At 73.3% G+C, this 21,924-nt stretch carries 19 protein-coding genes and 1 riboswitch; of the genes, 13 read left to right on the top strand and 6 right to left on the bottom strand.

Features of this window, described 5'->3' with window-relative positions; all coding sequences use genetic code 11:
- The first annotated feature begins 2 nt into the window (after positions 1-2).
- The 3 genes from AB0E02_RS07620 to AB0E02_RS07610 all read left to right on the top strand — a co-directional run bounded on the left by AB0E02_RS07620 (position 3) and on the right by AB0E02_RS07610 (position 3,489).
- The gene (locus AB0E02_RS07620; RefSeq protein WP_362137159.1) at positions 3-1,385 is read left to right on the top strand and encodes a pitrilysin family protein; all 1,383 of its coding nucleotides are present in this window, start codon (positions 3-5) and stop codon (positions 1,383-1,385) included.
- Between the two features lie 265 nt (positions 1,386-1,650).
- A riboswitch (cyclic di-AMP (ydaO/yuaA leader) is annotated at positions 1,651-1,804 on the top strand.
- A 12-nt stretch (positions 1,805-1,816) separates the two neighbouring features.
- Positions 1,817-2,617, top strand: coding sequence for a M23 family metallopeptidase (locus AB0E02_RS07615; RefSeq protein ID WP_362137083.1), 801 nt, complete (start codon positions 1,817-1,819; stop codon positions 2,615-2,617).
- A 182-nt stretch (positions 2,618-2,799) separates the two neighbouring features.
- Positions 2,800-3,489, top strand: a complete 690-nt coding sequence (locus tag AB0E02_RS07610) for a GntR family transcriptional regulator (protein ID WP_362137082.1) — start codon at positions 2,800-2,802, stop codon at positions 3,487-3,489.
- A 328-nt stretch (positions 3,490-3,817) separates the two neighbouring features.
- Here AB0E02_RS07610 and AB0E02_RS07605 read toward each other — a convergent pair whose 3' ends face one another.
- Complete coding sequence (locus AB0E02_RS07605; RefSeq protein WP_030799053.1) at positions 3,818-4,099, bottom strand: HPr family phosphocarrier protein; 282 nt, start codon at positions 4,097-4,099, stop codon at positions 3,818-3,820.
- A 132-nt stretch (positions 4,100-4,231) separates the two neighbouring features.
- Between AB0E02_RS07605 and AB0E02_RS07600 the strand changes: the two genes are divergently transcribed.
- The 5 genes from AB0E02_RS07600 (at position 4,232) to AB0E02_RS07580 (ending at position 10,777) form a co-directional block, all read left to right on the top strand.
- Positions 4,232-7,252 (top strand): GNAT family N-acetyltransferase, encoded by a 3,021-nt coding sequence (locus tag AB0E02_RS07600; RefSeq protein WP_362137081.1) that lies wholly within the window; start codon positions 4,232-4,234, stop codon positions 7,250-7,252.
- 70 nt (positions 7,253-7,322) lie between these two features.
- A complete protein-coding gene (locus AB0E02_RS07595) occupies positions 7,323-7,916 on the top strand; it encodes a DUF5998 family protein (RefSeq protein ID WP_030417303.1) in 594 nt (197 codons plus the stop codon).
- Positions 7,916-9,106 carry a nucleotide pyrophosphatase/phosphodiesterase family protein gene (locus tag AB0E02_RS07590; protein WP_362137078.1) on the top strand — a complete coding sequence of 397 codons (1,191 nt, stop codon included), beginning with the start codon at positions 7,916-7,918 and terminating at the stop codon, positions 9,104-9,106. Before AB0E02_RS07595 ends, AB0E02_RS07590 begins: the two co-directional genes overlap by 1 nt.
- Positions 9,107-9,228: 122 nt before the next feature.
- A complete protein-coding gene (locus AB0E02_RS07585; RefSeq protein ID WP_362137076.1) occupies positions 9,229-9,894 on the top strand; it encodes a thymidine kinase in 666 nt (221 codons plus the stop codon).
- A gap of 238 nt (positions 9,895-10,132) precedes the next feature.
- Positions 10,133-10,777, top strand: coding sequence for a ScbR family autoregulator-binding transcription factor (locus AB0E02_RS07580; RefSeq protein WP_362137074.1), 645 nt, complete (start codon positions 10,133-10,135; stop codon positions 10,775-10,777).
- A 162-nt stretch (positions 10,778-10,939) separates the two neighbouring features.
- Here AB0E02_RS07580 and AB0E02_RS07575 read toward each other — a convergent pair whose 3' ends face one another.
- Positions 10,940-11,740: a VOC family protein gene (locus tag AB0E02_RS07575; RefSeq protein WP_362137072.1), complete on the bottom strand. Its 801-nt coding sequence runs from the start codon at positions 11,738-11,740 to the stop codon at positions 10,940-10,942.
- 246 nt (positions 11,741-11,986) lie between these two features.
- Here AB0E02_RS07575 and AB0E02_RS07570 point away from each other — a divergent pair, with 246 nt between their 5' ends.
- Positions 11,987-12,826 (top strand): sulfurtransferase, encoded by an 840-nt coding sequence (locus AB0E02_RS07570; RefSeq protein WP_362137070.1) that lies wholly within the window; start codon positions 11,987-11,989, stop codon positions 12,824-12,826.
- 95 nt (positions 12,827-12,921) lie between these two features.
- Here AB0E02_RS07570 and sepH read toward each other — a convergent pair whose 3' ends face one another.
- Complete coding sequence (gene sepH / locus AB0E02_RS07565) at positions 12,922-13,980, bottom strand: septation protein SepH (RefSeq protein WP_362137068.1); 1,059 nt, start codon at positions 13,978-13,980, stop codon at positions 12,922-12,924.
- A gap of 497 nt (positions 13,981-14,477) precedes the next feature.
- Between sepH and AB0E02_RS07560 the strand changes: the two genes are divergently transcribed.
- A complete protein-coding gene (locus AB0E02_RS07560) occupies positions 14,478-15,593 on the top strand; it encodes a hypothetical protein (RefSeq protein ID WP_362137066.1) in 1,116 nt (371 codons plus the stop codon).
- Between the two features lie 34 nt (positions 15,594-15,627).
- On the opposite strand, the gene AB0E02_RS07555 is transcribed toward AB0E02_RS07560, so the two are convergent.
- Together AB0E02_RS07555 and AB0E02_RS07550 are read right to left on the bottom strand one after the other, a co-directional pair.
- Entirely contained in the window at positions 15,628-16,971 is a 1,344-nt protein-coding gene (locus AB0E02_RS07555) for a D-arabinono-1,4-lactone oxidase (protein ID WP_362137064.1), read from the bottom strand.
- 180 nt (positions 16,972-17,151) lie between these two features.
- Complete coding sequence (locus AB0E02_RS07550; RefSeq protein ID WP_362137062.1) at positions 17,152-18,426, bottom strand: MFS transporter; 1,275 nt, start codon at positions 18,424-18,426, stop codon at positions 17,152-17,154.
- Positions 18,427-18,608: 182 nt separating this feature from the next.
- On the opposite strand from AB0E02_RS07550, the gene AB0E02_RS07545 reads away from it, so the two are divergent.
- Together AB0E02_RS07545 and AB0E02_RS07540 are read left to right on the top strand one after the other, a co-directional pair.
- On the top strand, positions 18,609-19,763 hold the full coding sequence (locus tag AB0E02_RS07545) for a ferrochelatase (RefSeq protein ID WP_362137061.1): 1,155 nt from the start codon (positions 18,609-18,611) through the stop codon (positions 19,761-19,763).
- A 101-nt stretch (positions 19,764-19,864) separates the two neighbouring features.
- Complete coding sequence (locus AB0E02_RS07540) at positions 19,865-20,680, top strand: inositol monophosphatase family protein (protein ID WP_310723128.1); 816 nt, start codon at positions 19,865-19,867, stop codon at positions 20,678-20,680.
- An 85-nt stretch (positions 20,681-20,765) separates the two neighbouring features.
- On the opposite strand, the gene AB0E02_RS07535 is transcribed toward AB0E02_RS07540, so the two are convergent.
- Entirely contained in the window at positions 20,766-20,942 is a 177-nt protein-coding gene (locus tag AB0E02_RS07535; protein WP_199812429.1) for a hypothetical protein, read from the bottom strand.
- A 326-nt stretch (positions 20,943-21,268) separates the two neighbouring features.
- Between AB0E02_RS07535 and AB0E02_RS07530 the strand changes: the two genes are divergently transcribed.
- Positions 21,269-21,922 (top strand): response regulator transcription factor, encoded by a 654-nt coding sequence (locus AB0E02_RS07530; protein ID WP_006602630.1) that lies wholly within the window; start codon positions 21,269-21,271, stop codon positions 21,920-21,922.
- The last annotated feature ends 2 nt before the right edge of the window (positions 21,923-21,924 follow it).

The raw sequence follows: 21,924 nt of genomic DNA, 5'->3' as shown, positions 1-21,924 counted from the left end.
CCATGCAGTTCCACCCGCAGCCCCAGAGCGGCGCGCCCAAGCCGTGGGCCTTCCCGGCTCCCGAGCGCAGCCAACTGCCCAACGGCCTCACCCTCCTGACCAGTCACCGCCCCGGCCAGCAGGTCGTCGCGGTCGAGATCAACCTCGTCGCCCCGCTGGACGCCGAGCCCGAGGGCCTGGACGGCGTCGCCACGATCATGGCGCGCGCCCTGTCCGAGGGCACCGACAAATACGACGCGGAGGGCTTCGCCGCCGAGCTGGAGCGCTGCGGCGCCACGCTGGACGCGCACGCCGACCACCCCGGCGTACGCGTCTCCCTGGAGGTCCCGGCGTCCCGGCTGACCCGCGCGCTCGGCCTGCTCGCCGACGCGCTGCGCGCCCCCGCCTTCCCCGAGAGCGAGATCGAGCGGCTGGTCCGCAACCGCCTCGACGAGATCCCGCACGAGCTCGCCAACCCGGCCCGGCGCGCGGCGATGGCGCTCTCCAAGGAGCTGTTCCCGGCCACCGCGCGGATCTCCCGCCCCCGCCAGGGCACCGAGGAGACCGTCGCGCGGATCGACGCCGCGGCCGTGCGCGCCTTCTACGACGCGCACGTCCGGCCCGCCACGGCCACCGCCGTGATCGTCGGTGACTTCACCGACATCGACCTGGCCGCGGCGCTGGCCGACACCCTCGGCGCCTGGAGCGGTTCGACGGCCGAGCCGGTCAAGGCCACCCCGATCGCCGCCGACGACACCGGCCGCGTGGTGATCGTGGACCGCCCCGGCGCGGTCCAGACGCAGCTGCTCCTCGGCCGGATCGGCGCCGACCGGCACGACCGCGTGTGGCCGGCCCAGGTGCTCGGCACGTACTGCCTGGGCGGCACCCTCACCTCCCGGCTGGACCGCGTGCTGCGCGAGGAGAAGGGCTACACCTACGGGGTGCGCGCCTTCGGCCAGGTATTGCGCTCCACGGCTCCCACGTCCCCCGAGGGCGCCACCGGCGCGGCGTTGCTCGCCATCAGCGGCTCGGTGGACACGGCCTCCACCGGGCCGGCGCTGGAGGACCTCTGGAAGGTGCTGCGGACCCTCGCGGCAGAGGGGCTGACGGACGAGGAGCGGGACGTCGCGGTGCAGAACCTCGTCGGGGTGGCGCCGCTCAAGTACGAGACCGCGGCGGCCGTCGCGGGCACCCTCGCCGACCAGGTGGAGCAGCAGCTCCCGGACGACTTCCAGGCGCAGTTGTACCTCCGGCTCGCGGAGACCGGCACGGTCGAGGCGACCGCCGCCGCCGTCAACGCCTTCCCGGTGGACCGCCTGGTGACCGTCCTGGTGGGCGACGCCGCGCAGATCACCGAGCCCGTCAAGGCGCTGGGCATCGGAGAGGTGACGGTCGTCAGCGGCTAGCCTTCCCTTGGCGCATGACGATGCGTCACGTTCTGACCGGCTCCCGTGGTGTTCGCTCACCACGGGAGCCGTCGCATGTCCGCCGGAGTCGGCCGGAGTCCGGCCGAAGCCCGTCGGTGTCCGCCGTATGTCCGGTTTGTGAGGGCCTGTTGGGCCGGAACTTGTGGCATCCCGCACAAAATTGCCGTTCCGTTTGGCTCCGCAAAGTGGCCCCGATTAGCGTCGGTCCGGCTGTTCGTCACAACTCCGCCACAACAGTGGCACCGGACAGTCATCGCCGAGTCCCCCTACGGCGCGAGCCAGGGGAGCCGGGGACCCACGTCCCTGGGGTGAATCGGGCCCCTCTCCGGAGGAGCCCGTAGGAGACCTTCCTGCTCCGAACCCGTCAGCTAACCCGGTAGGCGAGAGGGAAGGAAAGGACAAGCCAGCACATGGCGTTCACCCGTGCCACCGGGAAGCACCGCAGGGCCAGCCGCAGCGCCCGGACGACCCGCAACCTCGCCGGCATAGCCACCCTCGCCACCTCCGGAGTCGTCGCCTCCCTGGCCTCGCCCGCGATGGCCGCCACCGACGAGGCGCGCACCCAGGACACCGGTCTCACCCAGGCCGTCGTGCTCGGTGACGAACTCGCCCACCGCCTGGAGGTCCAGGCCGACGCCCAGCAGGCCGCCGCCGAGGTCGCCGCCGTGAAGGCGAAGGCCGAGGCCGAGGCCAAGAAGCGCGCGGCGGAGGCCGAGCGGCACGCCGAGGCGGCCAGGAAGAAGGCCAAGGCGGAGCGCGAGGCCAAGGAGCGGGCCGCCCGGGACGCCGAGCGCAAGCGCCTGAACGCCTTCGTCGCCCCCGTCGCGGGCTCCTACGTCTCCACCGGCTACCAGGCCTCCAGCAGCCTGTGGTCGTCCGGCAGTCACACGGGCATCGACTTCCACGCCGCCACCGGGGCCTCCGTCCACGCGGTCGGCGCGGGCACCGTCGTCGAGGCCGGCTGGGGCGGCGCGTACGGCAACAACATCGTGATCAAGATGCACGACGGCACGTACACCCAGTACGGCCACCTGTCGTCGATCGGCGTCTCGGTCGGCCAGACCGTCACCCCCGGCCAGCAGATCGGCCTCTCCGGGGCCACCGGCAACGTCACCGGCCCGCATCTGCACTTCGAGGCCCGCACCGGCCCGGACTACGGCTCCGACATCGACCCGATCGCGTATCTGCGGTCGCACGGCGTCAACGTCTGAGTCGGCGTCCGACCGGCCCGCCCCACGCCCTCAGCGCACGCCTCCTCATGCCCCGCGTCGGCTGGCCAAAAAATATCGCCGAATACGCGGAGTCCGTCGGAAAAGCCGCGCCGGTCGAATAGAGTCTCGGAAAAGCCGCCGACCGGCGGCGTTTTCCGGGGATTACGGCGGAGGCACGATCGATGCGAGGCCATATTTCCGCGCATGCGGTGTGCACGGCGATTCGCGAGGACATCGTCTCCGGCGCACTGGCGCCGGGGAGCCGGCTGATCGAGGAGATCCTGGCGGCGCGCTACGGCGTCTCCAGAGTGCCGGTCCGCGAAGCGCTGCGCACCCTGCAGTCGGAGGGCTTCGTCACCACCCGCCACCACGCGGGCGCCTGCGTCGCCGAGCCCACCGAGCAGGAGGCCGCCGACCTGCTCGACATCCGCGCCCTGCTGGAGCCGCTGGGCGCGGCCCGCGCGGCCGCCCGGCGCACCCCCGCGCATCTGAAGGTGCTGCGCGGACTGGTACGGCTGGGCCGCGAGCGGGCCCGCCACGGCAGCCCCGCCGACCTGCGCCAACTCGACGGCTGGTTCCACGAGACGCTGGCCCAGGCGGCCGGCAGCCCCAGCCTGACCGCACTGCTGACCCAGCTGCGCCGCAAGATCGAGTGGATGTATGCGACGGAGCCGACGCCGCGGGCCGGTGAGGCCTGGGACGACCACGGCGCGGTGCTGGACGCGGTGGCCCGGGGCGACGCGGAACGGGCCCGGGCCCTGATGGCGGCGCACATCGAGCGGTCGCTCCCGGTGTACCGGCTGCGGCGCCTCGCGGCACCCGACGTGAGCGATACGAAACGGCCCGTCAACACAGCGCGAGCCCGTTCTTAACAAGCGGGCCGTATACAAAGGGGTGTGCGTTTTCCGGGGCGGCGATGGTTTCCGCCTTTGATTTCAGGTTTCGGCACCTGCCTGCTTTCCGGCACGTATATGACACCGCAGGCTTTCCGGTGCATGCCTTTCCCTCGCGTACCGGCCCCAAGCCATGAAAATTCCGTGGCGGTCGGCACGGCATTTGCGTGGCCGAGGGACGGCGGTATTTCGCCAGGAACGAGCTTTTCCCGGAACGACATTTCTCCGGCACGCAGAACGGCCCCGCCGCGGCACCTCTTCAGGTCACCGTGGCGGGGCCGCCGCACGAAGGGACGTCCCGGGGGACTCAGACCGTCTCGGGGAGCTCTTCGAGACCCTCGGCGACGAGCTTGGCCAGGCGGTCGAGCGCTTCCTCGGCGCCCTCGGCGTCCGAGGCCAGCACGATCTCCTCGCCGCCCTGGGCGCCCAGGCCCAGGACCGCGAGCATGGAGGCCGCGTTGACCGGGTTGCCATCGGCCTTGGCGATCGTCATCGGGACGCCGGCGGCGGTGGCCGCCCGGACGAAGATCGATGCGGGGCGGGCGTGCAGGCCCTCGGCCCAACCGACATTGACGCGGCGCTCAGCCATGGTGTTGCCCTTCAAAGTCGTGACTGTTGTCTAGACCATTCTCTCACGCTGCCGGGACTGCTCCCAGACTCCCTCGACCTCGACATTACGCGCGCCGGGCCGGTTGTCGGTGGCCGGTCGTACGCTGTCCGCATGCAGAAGCCGCCGGACCACGCATACCCGACCCACTGGGAAGCCGACGTGGTGCTGCGTGACGGCGGCACGGCGCGGATCCGCCCCATCACCCCCGACGACGCCGAGCGGCTGGTCTCCTTCTACGAGCAGGTCTCGGACGAGTCCAAGTACTACCGCTTCTTCGCGCCCTACCCGCGCCTGTCCGACCGCGATGTGCACCGCTTCACCCACCACGACTACGTCGACCGGGTCGGGCTCGCGGCCACGGTCGGCGGCGAGTTCATCGCCACCGTCCGCTACGACCGCATCAACGACCAAGGGCTGCCCGCCAAGAGCCCCGAGGACGACCAGGCCGAGGTCGCCTTCCTGGTGCAGGACGCCCATCAGGGGCGCGGGGTGGCCTCCGCCCTCCTGGAGCACGTCGCGGCCGTCGCCCGCGAGCGCGGCATCCGGCGGTTCGCCGCCGAGGTGCTGCCCGCCAACACCAAAATGATCAAGGTCTTCACGGACGCCGGGTACACCCAGAAGCGCACCTTCGAAGACGGCGTGGTGCGGCTGGAGTTCGACCTCGAACCGACCGAGCAGTCCATGGCCGTGATGCGCGGCCGCGAGCAGCGCGCCGAGGCCCGCTCCGTCCAGCGGCTGCTCGCACCCGGCTCGGTCGCCGTCATCGGCACCGGCCGCGCCCCCGGCGGCATCGGCCGCACGGCCCTGCGCCACATCCTCGACGCCGGCTTCACCGGCCGGCTGCACGCGGTCAACCACGCCTTCCCCGACGACCTGCGGCGGCTCGACCCCGAAGGCGTGCCGGCGGTCCGTGCGCTCCGGGAGATCCCCGACCCGGTCGACCTCGCGGTCATCGCCGTCCCCGCGGAGCGCGTTCCCGAAGTGATCCGCGACTGCGGCGAACACCGCGTCCAGGGCGTGCTGATCCTCTCCTCCGGTTACGCCGAGGCGGGCCCCGAAGGCAGGGAGCGGCAGCGCGCGGTGCTCCACCAGGCCCGCTCGTACGGCATGCGGCTCATCGGGCCGAACGCCTTCGGCCTGATCAACACCTCCGCCGACGTCCGGCTGAACGCCTCCCTCGCCCCGCAGATGCCCGGCGCCGGCCACATCGGCCTGTTCACCCAGTCCGGCGCCATCGGCATCGCCCTGCTCAGCGGACTGCACGCCCGCGGCCCCGGGGACGGCGGGATCGCCGGCATCTCCGCCTTCGTCTCGGCCGGCAACCGCGCCGACGTCTCCGGCAACGACCTCCTCCAGTACTGGTACGAGGACCCGGACACCGATGTCGTGATCCTCTACCTGGAGACCATCGGCAACCCCCGCAAGTTCGCCCGGCTGGCCCGCCGCACCGCCGCCGTCAAGCCGGTCGTGGTCGCCCGCGGCGCCCGGCACAACGGCACCGCCCCGCCCGGCCACGCCGTGCCCACCGTCCGCGTCCCCGACAGCACGGTCGCCGCCCTGATGCGCCAGGCCGGGGTGATCCGGGTCGACACCGTCACCGAGCTGATCGACGCCGGGCTGCTGCTGGCCTCCCAGCCGCTGCCGGCCGGCCCGCGCATCGCCATCCTCGGCAACTCCGAGTCCCTGGCCCTGCTCGCCTACGACGCCTGTCTGACCGAGCGGCTGCGGCCGTCGCGCCCCCGGGTGCTGCCCTCCGCCGCGACACCGGACGACTTCCGCGCCGCGCTCGACGAGACGCTCGCCGGCGACGGCTGCGACGCGGTGATCGTCACGGCCATTCCCTGGGTGGGGGAGGAGGGCGGCGCCGCCCCGGGCGCGAGCGAGGGCACCGCGCTCGCCGCGGCCCTGCGCACGGCCGCCGCGGCCCACCCGGAGAAGCCGGTCACGGTCGTCCACCTCGCCATGGACGCCCTGGCCGAGACCCTCGCCGCCCCGCCGCCCCTCCCGGACCCGGTGCCCCCGGCAGCGGACCGGCCCGCCCCGCCGGCCGCCGCAGAGCCGGACCCGCTGACGCCGACCGCCCCCACCTCACCGACGACGGCAGCCCCCGCCCCACCACCCCGGCCCCCGCACCCGCCCGCCCGTCCGCCGTTCCCCCCGGGCCCGCCGCCCGGATCCCGCCCCGCTCTCCGGACGCCCCCGGCCCCCGCCACCGAGGCCGCCGCCCCGCCCCGTCGCCGTCCCACCCCGCTGCGCATCCCCGCCTACCCCGCCGCCGAGCGGGCCGTACGGGCGCTCGCCGAGGCGGTCCGCTACGCCGCCTGGCGCCGGGAGGCGGCCGACCCCGGCCGGGTCCCCGAGTACGACGACATCCAGGAGGCCGCGGCCGGCGCCGACATCGAGCGGCTCCTCGACCGGCTCGCCGCCGACGTCCCCAGCGGCCGCTCGGTACGGGTGCCGGACGACGACGCCGCGGCCCTGCTCGCCCGCTACGGCATCCACACCCGCCCCGTGCTCCCCGCCCCCGACCCCGACGCGGCCGTGCGCGCCGCCGACCGCCTCGGCTACCCGGTGGCCCTCAAGACCACCGCGCCCCACCTGCGGCACCGCGCCGACCTCGGCGGAGTCCGGCTGGACATCGCCGGCGAAACGGAACTCCGCCGCACCTACGCCGAATTGACCGATTTCCTCGGCTCGCCCGAAGAGCTCCGTCCGGTCGTCCAGTCCATGGTGCCGCGCGGTGTCGACACGGTCATCCGTGCCGCCATCGACCCGGCCGCCGGCGCCGTGCTCTCCTTCGGCCTGGCCGGCGCCCCCTCCCAGCTGCTCGGCGACGTCGCCCACCGCCTCATCCCCGCCACCGACCGTGAGGTCGCCGAGCAGATCCGCTCGATCCGCGCCGCCCCGCTGCTCTTCGGCTGGCGCGGCTCCCAGACTGTGGACACCGCCGCCCTCGCCGAGCTGCTGCTCCGGGTCTCTCGGCTCGTCGATGACCACCCCGAGGTGGTCGGGGTGGAGCTCGAACCGGTCGTCGTCGCCCCCCGCGGCCTGTCCGTCCTGGGCGCCGCCGTCCGCCTGGCCCGGCCGCCCGCCACCACCGACCTGGGCCCCCGCCGCCTGCCCGCCTACTGAGCCGCCCGGACCGCACGGACCCCGCCCCACGGGGGCCGTGGTGCCCCCCGAGCCCCGTAGGATGGACCCCATGGCTAAGACCGGTACGACGACCCAGGGGCTGCGCGCGGCGATCGAGCGCAGTGGCTATTACCCGACGCTCGTGGCCGAGGCGGTGCAGGCCGCGGTCGGTGGTGAGCCGGTGGTGTCGTACCTCGTCCACCAGGAGACGACCTTCGACGCCAACGAGGTCCGCCGCCACGTCACCGTCCTCGTCCTGACCGGCACCCGCTTCATCGTCAGCCACACCGACGAGCAGGCCGCCGACGCCACCTCCCCCTCGCCGTACGCCACCACCTCCACGGAGTCCGTCAAGCTCGGCCGGATCTCCTCCGTGGTGCTCAGCCGCGTGGTCGCCAACCCGGAGTCGTACACCCCCGGCCAGCTGCCCCGCGAGGTCGTGCTCACGATCGGGTGGGGTGCGGTGGCCCGGCTGGATCTGGAGCCCGCCGCCTGCGGCGACCCCAACTGCGAGGCGGACCACGGCTACACCGGCTCCTCCACCGCCGATGACCTCTCGCTGCGGGTCAGCGAGGCCGGCGACGGCCCCGACTCGGTGCGCGAGACGCTCGCCTTCGCCCAGGCGCTCTCCGAGGCCACCGCGGCCACCACCACCCCCCGCTGATGGTCGACGTCGTCCCCGCCTGGCCGGAACCCGAACCGCTCGACCCGCTGGCCGCGCCGGTCCCGCAGTACGGCACCGGCTCGCTCGCCGATCTGCTGCCCACCATCGCCGCCGGCCTCGGCATGACCGAGCTCGCCACCGGCATGGACCTCGCACCCGCCGACCGGGCCTGCGTCTTCCTGATCGACGGCCTCGGCTGGGACCTGCTCCGCGCGCACCCGGAGGAGGCCCCGTTCCTCACCTCCCTCCTCGGGTCGTCGTTCAACGGCAGCGGCCGTCCGCTCACCGCCGGCTTCCCCTCGACCACCGCGACCTCGCTCGCCTCGGTGGGCACGGGCCTGCCGCCCGGCGCCCACGGCCTGCCCGGCTACACCTGCCAGGACCCGGCCACCGGCGAGCTGATGAACCAGCTGCGCTGGTACCCGTGGACCGACCCGTACGCCTGGCAGCCGTACCCCACGGTCTTCCAGCTCGCGGACGCCGCGGGCATCCACACCTGCCAGGTCTCCGCGCCGGACTTCCAGCACACCCCGCTGACCAAGATCGCGCTCAGCGGCGGCAGCTTCCACGGCCGGCTCTCCGGCGAGGAGCGGATGGACCTGGCCGCCGAGCAGCTGGCCGCCGCCGACCGCTCGCTGGTCTACACGTACTACTCCGAGGTCGACGGCAAGGGCCACCGCTACGGCGTCAACTCCGACGCCTGGCGCGGGCAGTTGATGTACGTCGACCGGCTGGCCCAGCGGCTGGCCGAGCAACTGCCGCCGCGCAGCGCGCTCTACATCACCGCCGACCACGGCATGATCGACATCCCGTTCGGCCCGGAGTCCCGGATCGACTTCGACGAGGACTGGGAACTCCGCGCCGGCGTCCGCCTGTTGGGCGGCGAGGGCCGGGCCCGGCACCTCTACGCCCATCCGGGCGCGGCCGCCGATGTGCTCGCCGTGTGGCGCGAGGTGGTCGGTGACCAGATGTGGGTCGCAAGTCGCGAAGAGGCCATCGCCGCCGGGTGGTTCGGGCCGTACGTCGACGACCGGGTGCGCGACCGGATCGGCGACGTGGTCGCGGCCGCCCACGCCGACATGGTGATCATCGCGACCGAACGGGAGCCCCGCGAGTCGGAGATGGTCGGGATGCACGGTTCGATGACCTCCATGGAGCAGCTGGTACCGCTCCTGGAAGTCCGCACCTGACCGCACCCCGCCCGAGCCCCCGCCCCTCACCTCCCTTGCGCCCTCCGCCCGTTGGCCCTGCGCGGGCCGTGCCCTTCCCTGGGCGGGCAACGACTCCGACCCGAAAGGCCAGCCCCCGAGCCATGTCCGAATTGGTATTTTTCTCCGGAACGATGGACTGCGGGAAGTCGACTCTGGCGCTGCAGATCGGGCACAACCGCGCCGCACGCGGGCTGGAAGGGGTCATCTTCACCCGTGACGACCGGGCCGGCGAGGGCAGGCTCTCCTCGCGGCTGGGCCTGGTCACCGACGCCGTCGAGGTCGAGGAGGGCATGGACCTGTATGCCTACCTCGTCGCGCACATATCCCGCGGCGGCCGGGCGGACTACGTGATCGTGGACGAGGCCCAGTTCCTCGCCCCCGGCCAGATCGACCAGCTGGCCCGCATCGTCGACGACCTCGACCTGGACGTCTTCGCGTTCGGCATCACCACCGACTTTCGTACCCGGCTGTTCCCCGGCTCCCAGCGCCTGATCGAACTCGCCGACCGCATCGAGGCGTTGCAGGTCGAGGCGCTGTGCTGGTGCGGCGCCCGAGCCACGCACAACGCCCGCACGGTGGACGGTGCGATGGTCGTCGAGGGCGCCCAGGTCGTGCTGGGCGACGTCCGGCAGACCGCGGAAGTGGGCTACGAGGTGCTCTGCCGACGCCACCACCTGCGCCGGATGACCAGCGCCACGGCCCGTGCGGGCGCGCTCTCCCCGGACGTCCTGCCGGTCGCCCCGCCGCCGCGGGACGCGACGGGCTGACCCTTCGCCGGGGGCGGCCCCTGCCAGACTCGTCCCATGAACGGCTCGCCGAACTGGCCAGCGCCTTGCGGCCGGTGGACTTCGCCGTCACCACGTACGGGCGGCTGGACGCGGCGTTCAGCAACGCGGGCATCGGCGGCGACCGCACCCCGCTCCATCTGATGTCCGACGACGGGTATACCGGGTCCGCGGCCTTTTGTGAGACTGCGGCAAACACCTGGGTCACGGGAGACGCGAGTTGGCGAAACAGGAACGGGCGATCCGCACACGCAAGGCCTGCCTGGTGGCCGCCGCGGAGATTTTCAACGAGTACGGCTACGAAGCCGCCACCATCGCCGCCATCATCGAGCGGGCCAAGCTCACCCGGGGCGCGCTGTATTTCCACTTCACCTCCAAGGAGGAGCTCGCCCGCGGTGTGCTCGACGAGGCGGTGACCACCGAAGGGCTGGTGCCGCAGGCGCTCAAGCTCCAGGAGTGGGTGGACATCTCACTGTTGCTGGCTCACCGCCTGCCCCGGGAGCCCCTGTTGAGTGCGTCGATCCGGCTGTCCGTCGACTCCAAGGCGCGCAGCCTGTTCGGCACCCGCTGGCCCGACTGGATCGTGCTGGGCCGGGAGCTGCTCATCGAGGCCCGGGGAAGGGGCGAACTGCTGCCGCACGTCGACCCGACCGACACGGCCCGGCTGTTCGTCGGTGCCTGGACCGGCGTGCAGCTCGTCGCGGAGGCCGTGCCGAACGCTCCCGACCTCTCCACCGAGATCTCCCGGCTCCTGGAGCTCTTCCTGCCCAATGTCGCCGTTCCCGGGGTGCTGGCGAGGCTGGACACCTCACCGTTCCGCGCCGAGCGGCTCTTCGAGGCCGGGAAGGCGACGGCGGTCTCCTGAGTCGGGTGCCGGGAGGAAGGCGCCGTGGTGGCGTGATCAAAGAGACCGCCCGGTATTTTTCTTGTCCGTGCTGCTGAGCGCTGCCCCGCCCCCCGGTTCAGCGTCAGCGTTGCCCTGCCCCGCTCAGCGCTGCGCTGTTCCGCTAGCGCTGCGCCGCCCCGCTCAGCGCTGCTGGACGATCGTGAAGACCGCGCCCTCGCTGTCGGCGACGGTGGCCGCCCGGCCGTGGGCGGACTCGTGGGCCGGCTCCAGTACACGGCCGCCCAGTTCGGTGACGCGGCGGGCGGCGGCGTCCGTGTCGGGGACCGCGAAGTACGTCATCCAATGGGGGCCGCGGTCGCGGAGCGGGGCGTTGCCCACGCCGTGGATGCCGGCCACCGGGTGGCCCTTGAGCCGCAGCATCAGATAGTCGGAGCCGGAGCCGGTTCCCGGGTCGGTGCCGTCGGCCGGAGCCGGCTCGGCCTCGAAGCCGAAGACGTGCTCGTAGAACGGGCTGACGGCGCCGGTCTCCTGGGTGACCAGTTCGTTCCACACCGGGGTGCCGGGCTCGCCGGTGACCTTGGTGCCCATCATCGTCCGGCCCTGCCAGATCCCGAAGATCGCCCCCTGTGGGTCGGAGGCGATCGCCATCCGGCCCGCGTCATGGTCCGCGTCCAGCGGGCCGACACCCACCGTCCCGCCGCAGCAACGGACCTGTTCGGCGGTCACATCCGCGTCGTCGCTGGCCAGATAGGTGGTCCAGGCGACCGGCAGATGGCGGTCGGGCGCCAGCTCACCGACCCCGGCGACCTCCCGGCCGTCGAGGAAGGCCCGTGCGTACGGACCGAAGTGCTGCGGTCCCGGGCGGAACTCCCAGCCGAACAGCGCGCCGTAGAACTCCTGCGTCGCGGAAAGACTGTGGGCCAGGAGGCTCACCCAGCAGGGCGCGCCGGGCATCCGCCGAGTCGCTGCCTCGGTCGTCATCGTCACTCTCCTCGGAGCATCGGGGGCTGACCATGGGGGTACGGGCGGGGGTCCCGAGCAGATGCTCGCACCCTGTGTCCTGGTGTGCGCCCCGGCCGCGCCGTCCACGGCGCGTTCGCAAAGGAGAATGCCCGTTTTGGTGTTTCGAGTCCGTTTCGGAGTCGTTAATGCAGAGCGTAACTCCGTCATACGGAGGGTGCGTACCCGCCTTCTGTACGTAGTCGCCGCTACGCAAGGATGAGTCCCATGAATGTCATCATCACCGCTACCGAACTCGCGAGCGAGCTGGCGCAGCCCACTCCTCCGGTGGTCCTGGACGTCCGCTACCAGCTCGGGGGCCCGCCCGGCCGCCCCGAGTACGAGGCCGGCCATGTGTCCGGGGCGGTCTACGTCGACCTCGACGCCGAGCTGGCCGCGCCGCCCGGCCCGGCCGGCCGGCACCCGCTCCCCGATCTCGGTGTCTTCGCCAAGGCGATGCAGGCCGCCGGGGTCCGCGCGGACCGCCCGGTGGTCGTTTACGACGGCGGACAGGGCTGGGCGGCCGCCCGCGCCTGGTGGCTGCTGCGCTGGAGCGGCCACCAGGACGTACGGGTGCTGGACGGCGGGCTGTCCGCCTGGCGGGCCGCGGGCGGTGAGTTGAGCTGCGACCAACAGGCGCCGGAACCGGGAGACTTCACACCGGTGCCGGGCGCACTGCCGCTGCTGACCGCCGACGAGGCGGCCGCTCTGGCCCGCCGCGGTGTCCTGCTGGACGCCCGGGCCGGCGAGCGCTACCGGGGCGAGGTGGAGCCGCTCGACCGGGTCGCCGGGCACATCCCGGGCGCGGTGTCCGCGCCGACGACCGAGAACGTCGCCGAGGGCGGCACGGTCCTCCGGGACCGCGCCGAGCTGGCCGAGCGGTTCGCGGCGCTGGGCGCCACCCCCGACGCCGAGGTCGGCGTCTACTGCGGCTCCGGGGTCTCCGCGGCCCACCAGGTGCTGGCACTGGCGCATGCGGGCATCCCCGCGGCCCTGTACGTCGGTTCCTGGAGCGAATGGTCCGCCGACCCGTCCCGACCGGTCGCCACCGGCCCGCAGCCCGGCTGAGCCGTACTCACGGCCGTCCGCGGCCCCGTACACGGCCGTCCGCCCGGCTCCTGAGCGGGACCGGGCGGACGGACGGCGTCACGGGCGGGCGGCCGCTACTCCGGCTTCTTCCGCCGGGTGCCGAAGACGATCTCGTCCCAGCTGGGCACCGCGGCCCGGCGGCCGGGCCGGACGCCGTCCGCCTCGGCCTGCCGGTCCGTCGTCCCGGTCAGGCGGTCGCGGTGGCCGGCCACCGCCCGCGGCATCAGCACATCGGCGTACGCGGAACCCGCCCCCGCGCTCGCCGCCGGGGCCGGCGGCTCCTCGACCTCGGCCTCGGACTCCTCGTCGGTCTGCGGCGCCTTGGCGCTCTCCGGCACGACCATGTCGCCGCGGAAGCTCGGCACCGCCTCCAGCAGGCTGGTCAGCGAATCCCGCTCCCGCTCGCCGGTGGCCTCCTCCGCGCCCCGGGCGTCGTCCTCGCCGCCGGACCGGTCACCGCGCTCACCGCGCTCGGAGTGCCGGTCCAGCGTGCGGTCCAGCGGCCGGTCGCGCGGCAACCGGGCGATCCGCGGTACGAACGGGAAGCTCGGCTCGGGCGTGTCGTCGGCCTCGCCGATCAGCGCCCGGGCCTCGTCGTCCACGGCCTGGACGAGCCGGCGCGGCGGGTCGTAGGTCCAGCTCGCCGAGTGCGGTTCGGTGGCGACCCGGTAGACCAGCAGCACCTCCCAGGTGCCGTCGTCCCGGCGCCAGGAGTCCCACTGGACGCTGTCCTTGTCGGCGCCGCGCAGCAGCAGCCGCTCCGCGACCGCCTCGCCGAGCTGCGGGCCGGTGTTCTCACCGGGCCGGCGCACCGGCGTCTTGCGGGCCCGCTCGGCCATGAACGCGCGCTCGGCCAGCACCGGGCCCTCGAAGCGGCGCACCCGGTCGACGGGGATGCCGGCCAGCTGTGCGACCTCTTCGGCGGAGGCACCGGCTCTTATCCGGGCCTGGATGTCCCGCGGCCGCAGGTGGCTCTCGACCTCGATCTCGATCTGGCCCAGCCGCGCACGGTCGTTGCGGACGGCGGCGCGCAGCCGCTCGTCGATCGGAAGCGTGTACTCGGTGCTGTCCGCAGCTTTGAGCACCAGCCGTGTGCCGTCGTTGGAGACGGCCACGACACGCAGTTCGGGCATGGGGACCTCCCGGGTGGTGCCTGCCGACGTCACGTGCGTCGCTGCTTCCGCTAGTCGAGTGTGGCCTGCCCGGGTGCAGCCTGCCACAACATTGCCGAGTTGCCCGGCGTGTCGAGGCTTGGCCCTCGAACGCCGTTATGACACGGTTACCAGTTCGCAACGCTCAGTGACCATGCCGCTTGTCCTGTCGCCGATCACCCGTGCCGAGCGGCGGCGCCCCGGGGTTGAGTGCCGCCATCTGGCCCCTCCCGTGGGTTCCGGGCAGCCGGACGGGAACCGGGGCCAGGGTTGGTCACAGTACTCCATTCGGACCACCGAGGTGGACCGCCGCGCCGCCGAACTTATGGGGGAACAGCGGCGGTCGGTCACCTTGTCGATCTCTCGACCTGACGCACGGGTGGCGAGTTTCACATATTCCCCAGATTCGGAACTGTTGACTCCGCCAATCGGTCATTTCTCCGTGCAAGATGGATCGAAGGGGCTATCAAAGGTTGGAGATGGACGAAGAAACCGAAACTGGCACGAAGAAGAAGGAGAAGCGGATAGACCTGAGCGTCGCTCAGGTGGCCGGCAGTGCACTCGCCGCGGCCGCCGCCGCGTATCTCGCCGGTCAACTCGGTGTGTACGGAACCATCATCGGCGCGGGTCTGGTCAGTGTCGTGGCCACCACCGGCGGGTCGATATTCCAGCACCTCTTCCGGCGTACCGGCGAGCAGATCAAGGAGGCTTCGGTCAGCACCCGGCCGAGGCCGCGCCGCTCCTCCTCCCGCTTTCGATCCACCACCCGCCAGGCCGGGCAGCCCGACCCCACGATGGTGCTGCCCACCTTCGACAAGCAGGGCGCGGAGGACCCCGTCACCTCCGTCGCCGCCAAGACCTCCGGGCCCGACGCGGCCCGTACGCAGGTGATCCCCCGGGCCGAGATGGCCCGCCGGCGTGATCCCGCGAACGCCCATCCCCTCGACCGGACCCAAATGGTGCCGCGCCTCGACGAGCGCACCGTGGCAGTGGGGCGGCCGCCCGCGCGCCCGGCTGCCGCTCCCACCGCGCCGGTTCCGGCCTGGCCGCCCATCGGCCGGCCCAAGGAGATCAGCGCCACCACGTACGGCACCCGGCTGCGCGGCTGGAAGCGGCCGGCGCTCGGCGCGCTCGCGGTGTTCGCCCTCGCCATGGGCGGGGTCACCGCCACCGAGCTGCTGACCGGGCAGACCCCGAGCGGCCAGCAGGGCACCACGCTCGGCAACCTCACCCGGACCGGGAGCACCGGCCGGCACCAGCCCGTCACCCCGCAGTCGCCCGGCCCGGGCGACACCCCGGGGGACGGCGGCCGGCACGGCAGCGGCAGCGGTGCGACCCCGGACCCGGGCAGGTCCACCGACACCGGCAACGGCCGGGGCACCGACCACGGCACCCCGTCACCGAGCCCCAGCCCGTCCGACGGCGGCAAGAGCTCGCCGGACCCGGAGAACTCGCCGTCCACGAGCCCGTCCCCGAGCGGTTCGCCGGACAGCGGCGGCACCGGAAGCGGTGACGACGCGACCGGCGGCACCCAGGGGAGTCAGCAGAACGGGCCGGAGACCGAGGCGGGGGCGCCCGAACCGGGAGCTTCCTGAAACCGGCCGCTCCCGCCCGCGTCGGGTGTCCGGGTCAGTCCCCGAGCACCCGGCGCAGGTAGGCGTTGCCGAACCGGCGGTCCGGGTCCAGCCGGTCCCGGACCGCGGTGAACTCGCCGAACCGTGGACAGGCGTCGGCGAGGTACGCCGCGTCACGGGTGTGCAGCTTGCCCCAGTGCGGGCGGCCCTCGTGCGCGGTCATGATCCGTTCGGCGGCCGCGAAGTACGCCTCGTGGGGCGTGCCGCGGTACATGTGCACGGCGACGTAGACGGTGTCCCGGCCGGAGGCGGTGGACAGCGGAAGGTCATCGGCCGGCGCGGTGCGCACCTCCACCGGGAAGCTGATCCTGAAGTCCGAGCGCTCCACGAGCGCCTTCAGCTCGCCCAGCGCCGCGACCGCGGCCGCCCGGGGCAGCGCGTACTCCATCTCCACGAACCGCACCCGCCGCGGCGAGGTGAACACCTTGTAGGGGATGTCGGTGTACGTACGGGCCGACAGGGCGCGGCTGGAGATCCTGGCGATGCCCGGTATGGCGGCCGGCACCGCGCGCCCGACGGCGCAGGCGACCTGGAAGACGCCGTTGGAGAGCAGCTCGTCCTCGATCCAGCCGCTGATCCGGCCGGGTGGCGCCGCGGGGCCCTGGCTGCGGTTGTTGCGCTTGGTGTTGCAGTTGCCGGTGTGCGGGAACCAGTAGAACTCGAAGTGCTCGTTCTCGGCGGCGAGTTCGTCGAACCGGCCGGTCACCTCGTCGAACGGCATCGGTTCCTCACGGGCGGTCAGCAGGAATTCCGGCTCCACCGCGAAGGTGAGCTCGCTGATCACTCCGAGGGCGCCCAGGCCCAGCCGGGCCGCGGCGAAGACGTCCGGGTTCTCCCCGGCGGAACAGGTCAGCACCGAGCCGTCGGCGGTGACCAGCTCCAGGGCGGTGACCTGGGCGGCCAGCGACGCCGAGTCCCGGCCGGTGCCGTGGGTGCCGGTGCTGACCGCCCCGGAGACGGTCTGCTCCATGATGTCGCCCATGTTGGTCAGCGACAGCCCGTGCGCGGCCAGCGTCTCGTTGAGGTGCTTGAGGGGCGTCCCGGCGGCCACCGTGACCGTGCCGGCCGCGCGGTCCACCGCACGGACACCGGTCAGCCGCTCGGGGCGGACCAGCAGCCCGTCGGTGGCGGCCGCCGGGGTGAAGGAGTGGCCCGTACCGGCCGCCTTGACCGTCAGCCCGTCCGTGGCGGCGGCGCGGACCGCGGCGGCCAGCTCTTCGGTGCTCGCCGGGGCCACGCTCCGGGCGGGGCGGGTGGTGACGTTGCCCGCCCAGTTGCGCCACGGGGCGGCGGTGGAGCCGCGTCCTCCCGAGCCGTCGACGGCGTTGCTGACTGCCATGGTGACGTCCCCTCCCTCCACGCGGGCCGGCCGGTCGGCCGCGCTTGGTGTGAGCGCATGATGTCAGTCACCGCGGTGTCCTCCACAGGGGCCGAGCGGAATTAACCGATCAAGGAATCGGCCGTAATCACCCGGCTCCGGGACATCTCGTACCGCCGGTAACCCCCGGGGTCGCGCGACTCACCCGACGGGCTGCCCGTCGGGCCGTTCCGCGGCCGCCGTGCCGCCCTCCGGCAGCCCCGCCGCGACCGGGCCCGCCGCCGCGGCCGCCGGCTGCCGCGGACGGAGCCGGTGGTAGCCCGCGAACGCCACCAGCGCCGCCAGTACGCCCGACGCCCCCGGCACCAGATAGCCGCGCTCCGCACCCGCGGCGTCCACCACCCAGCCGGCCGCCGACGAACCCAGGGCGACCCCCACGGCCAGACCGGTGCTGGTCCACGTCATGCCCTCGGTCAGCTTCGACCGCGGGACGTGCTCCTCGACCAGCGCCATCGTCGTCACCATCGTCGGCGCGATGGACAGCCCCGCCACGAACAGCGCGGCGGCCAGCAGCGGCAGCGAACCCACCAGCTGCAGCGGCACCATGCTCACCGCCATCGCGCACACCCCGATCACCCAGCGGCGCGACGGATGGCCCTTGAGGTGCAGCAGCCCGAAGACGGCGCCCGCCACACAGGAACCGAGCGCATACACGGCCAGCACCAGACTCGCCGCCGTCTTGTGCCCGGCCTCCTCCGCGAACGCCACCGTCACCACGTCGATCGCCCCGAAGATCGCGCCGGTCGCCACGAACGTCCCCACCAGCACCTGCAGCCCCCGCGAACGCAGCGCCGAGCCACCGGCCTGCTGCTCCCCCCGATGCGGCACCGGCTCCGTCGCCCGCTGCGCCGTCAGCCAGAAGACCCCGGCCGCCAGGAAGCCCCCCGCCAGCAGCGGCCCGGCCTCCGGGAACCACGCGGTGGACAGCCCGATCGACAGGATCGGACCGACGATGAAGCACATCTCGTCGACGATCGACTCCCACGAGTACGCGGTGTGAAGCTCCCGCGGCGAGCCGCGGTACAGCTCCGCCCAGCGCGCCCGGACCATCGACCCGACGCTCGGCACGCACCCCGCACACGCCGAGAAGACGAACAGCACCCAGTCCGGCCACCGCTGCTGGGCGCTCAGCAGCAGACCCGCGACCGCGGCCAGCGACACCAGCGTCGCCGGGCGCAGCACCCGGCGCTGGCCGTGCCGGTCCACCAGCCGGGAGATCTGCGGGCCGAGCACCGCCGCGGACAGCGCGAGGGTCGCCGACAGCGCGCCCGCCAGGCCGTACCGCCCGGTCAGCTGGGAGACCATCGTGACGACACCGATGCTCAGCATGGACAGCGGCATCCGGCCCAGCAGCCCGGCGGCGGAGAAGGACTTGGTGCCGGGGCGGCCGAAGAGGGCGCGGTAGGGACTGGGCAACGGGGGCGCTCCGCCGGATGAGGACCGAAGATCGGTAAGGAATGTATGTGGCCGATACAGCTTACGGGCGGTGCCGAGCCCCACGCCTCCGGTTTTTCGGACCGGTCCCGCCGCGCTCACCGGCCGTCCGCGTACCGGGACCTGCCCGCCGCACCCGGGGGAGGGGTGGCAGGATCGATGCCATGCCCGAACAGCGTGATCCCCGCCCCTACGACGCCCTGCTGCTGCTCTCCTTCGGCGGCCCCGAAGGCCCCGACGACGTCGTCCCGTTCCTGGAGAACGTCACCCGCGGCCGCGGCATCCCCCGTGAGCGCCTCAAGGAGGTGGGGCAGCACTACTTCCTGTTCGGCGGCGTCAGCCCGATCAACGCCCAGAACCGCGAACTGCTCGACGCACTGCGCAAGGACTTCGCCGAGAACGGCCTGGAACTGCCGGTCTACTGGGGCAACCGCAACTGGACGCCCTACCTGACCGACACCCTGCGCCAGATGGTCGGCGACGGCCACCGCCGCATCGCCGTACTGGCGACCAGCGCCTACGCGTCGTACTCGGGCTGCCGCCAGTACCGCGAGAACCTCGCCGACGCGCTCGCCGCCCTCCAGGCCGAGGGACTGCCGGTCCCGCAGGTCGACAAGCTGCGGCACTACTTCAACCACCCCGGCTTCGTCCGGCCGATGGTCGACGGGGTGCTGGCCTCCCTCGCCGCGCTGCCCGAGGACGTCCGCGACGGCGCCCACCTCGCCTTCACCACGCACTCCATCCCCACCGCCGCCGCGGACACCTCCGGCACCCCGGGGGACCACACCGAGGGCGGCGAGGGCGGCGCCTACGTGGCCCAGCACCTCGACGTGGCGCGGGTGATCGCCGACGCGGTCCGGGCGGAGACCGGGGTGGACCACCCCTGGCAGCTCGTCTACCAGTCCCGCAGCGGCGCCCCGCACATCCCCTGGCTGGAGCCCGACATCTGCGACCACCTGGAGGAGCGGCACGCCGCCGGCGCCCCGGCCGTGGTCATGGCCCCCATCGGCTTCGTCTCGGACCACATGGAGGTCAAGTACGACCTCGACACCGAGGCCACCGCCAAGGCCGCCGAACTGGGGCTGCCGGTCGCCCGGTCCGCGACCGTGGGCGCCGACCCCCGGTTCGCCGCCGCCGTCCGCGAGCTCCTCCTGGAGCGCGCCGCCACCGAACGCGGCCGCACCCCCGAGCGCTGCGCCCTGGGCGCCCTGGGCCCCTCCCACGACCTGTGCCCGGTCGGCTGCTGCCCGGCCCGCACCCCGCGCCCGGCCGCGGCCGGCGCCGACTGGCCGGGCCCGGTCGCTCAAGGCCCCGCGTAGACCCGTACCCCGCGGCGGCGGACGCCCGGCGGCCGCCCCGCGCGCCGTCCACCGCCCCACCCCTGCCCGCCCGACCGCCGCTCGTCCGAGCAAGGAGCACCGTGCCCGACCCGACGCAGACCGACGCGCTGTACGACGACCTCCTGGAGCTGGCCCTGGAGGCCGCCCGCCGCGCCGGGACGCTGCTGCGCGACGGCCGGCCCGCCGACCTCGGTGTGGCCGCCACGAAGACCAGCCCGATCGACGTCGTCACCGAGATGGACCTCGCCTCCGAGAAGCTGATCACCGGCTTCCTCGGGGAGCACCGCCCCGACGACGGCTTCCTGGGGGAGGAGGGCGCCAGCATCGAGGGCACCAGCGGCATCCGCTGGGTCATCGACCCCGTCGACGGCACCGTCAACTACCTCTACGACCTGCCCTCCTGGGCGGTGTCCATCGCCGCCGAGAAGGACGGCGAGGTGGTCGTCGGGGTCGTCGCCGCCCCGATGCGCGGCGAGACCTGTCACGCCGTCCTGGGCCGGGGCGCGTACAACAACGGCGAGCCGGTCCGTCACCGGCCCGCGCCGCCGCTCTCCCAGGCGCTGCTCGGCACCGGCTTCGCCTACCTGGCCGACCGCCGCGCCGCCCAGGCCGAGGTCGTGCGCACCCTGCTGCCGCAGGTCCGCGACATCCGGCGGGGCGGGTCGGCCGCCATCGACCTGTGCGACGTGGCCTGCGGCCGGCTGGACGCCTACTACGAGCGCGGGCTGAACCCCTGGGACCTGGCGGCCGGGACGCTGATCGCCCGTGAGGCCGGCGCCCGCACCGGCGGCCGCCCCGGGCAGCCGGCATCCCACGAGCTGACCCTCGCCGCCTCCCCGGAACTCTTCGCGCAGCTCCAGCCGCTGCTGGACGAACTCGGCGCCTGGCACGACTGACCCGCGACCACGCCACCCTCCGGGCACGACCGCGCCCCGGCACCCGTCCTGGGTGCCGGGGCGCGATCCCCGTACGCCGGCGTGATCAGGCGTTGCTGACCGCTCCGTAACGCACACCGTGCTCGTTCGCCAGCCGCTGGAGGTCCTCGAGCTCGGCCTGCTCGACCTCGACGAGGAAGTCATCGCCCGCGCGGCGGGCCCGGTCCAGATCGGCTTCGGTGTTCTCTATGCGCTGCAAAATGCCTGCGGTGAACGCGTCCATGTGCGCCCCCTCGTCGTGGGTCGGTGGCACGGGGGTGTGCCGACGGTGGGTCGATCACGGCGTGGTCCCTGTGGAATGGATCAGTTCATGGCACGTAGGTCGCCAACGACAGGGCGTGATCGCGGGTGTGCAGTCGTCCTCCCCACCCGCAACCTCAGGGAAACCTCAACCCGCCCAGGAATCCTGCCGACCGGGCTCCCAGGCGCCCGGCCCCAGGGCCCGCCCCTCCCGCCTTACTGCCGGTTTATGGCTCTTCGGGGCAGGATGGAAGGGCTCCCAGTGATTGTTGTGCCCGCCCGAAAGGGCCGTGAGGAAGGACTAGCGACGTGCGTGTTCTCGTCGTCGAGGACGAGCAGCTGCTCGCCGATGCGGTGGCCACCGGACTACGCCGGGAGGCCATGGCCGTCGACGTGGTCTACGACGGCGCTGCCGCCCTGGAACGGATCGCGGTCAACGACTACGACGTCGTCGTGCTCGACCGCGACCTCCCGGTCGTCCACGGCGACGACGTCTGCCGCAAGATCGTCGAGCTGGGGATGCCGACCCGCGTCCTGATGCTCACCGCCTCCGGAGACGTCAGCGACCGCGTCGAGGGCCTGGAGATCGGCGCGGACGACTACCTCCCCAAGCCGTTCGCCTTCACCGAGCTGACCGCCCGGGTGCGCGCGCTGGGGCGCCGGACGACCGTCGCGCTGCCGCCCGTCCTGGAGCGGGCCGGGATCAAGCTCGACCCCAACCGCCGCGAGGTCTTCCGCGACGGCAAGGAGGTCCAGCTCGCCCCGAAGGAATTCGCGGTGCTGGAGGTGCTGATGCGCAGCGAGGGCACCGTCGTCTCGGCCGAACAGCTCCTGGAGAAGGCCTGGGACGAGAACACCGACCCGTTCACCAACGTCGTGCGGGTCACGGTCATGACATTGCGCCGCAAGCTCGGCGAGCCCGCGGTGATCGTCACCGTCCCCGGCTCGGGATACCGGATCTGACC

It is taken from the genome of Streptomyces sp. NPDC048196, from assembly GCF_040652715.1.
Classification (GTDB): domain Bacteria; phylum Actinomycetota; class Actinomycetes; order Streptomycetales; family Streptomycetaceae; genus Streptomyces; species Streptomyces siderophoricus.
Note: the sequence above shows the minus strand (reverse complement) of the source record. Positions and strands in the feature narration are given on the sequence as shown.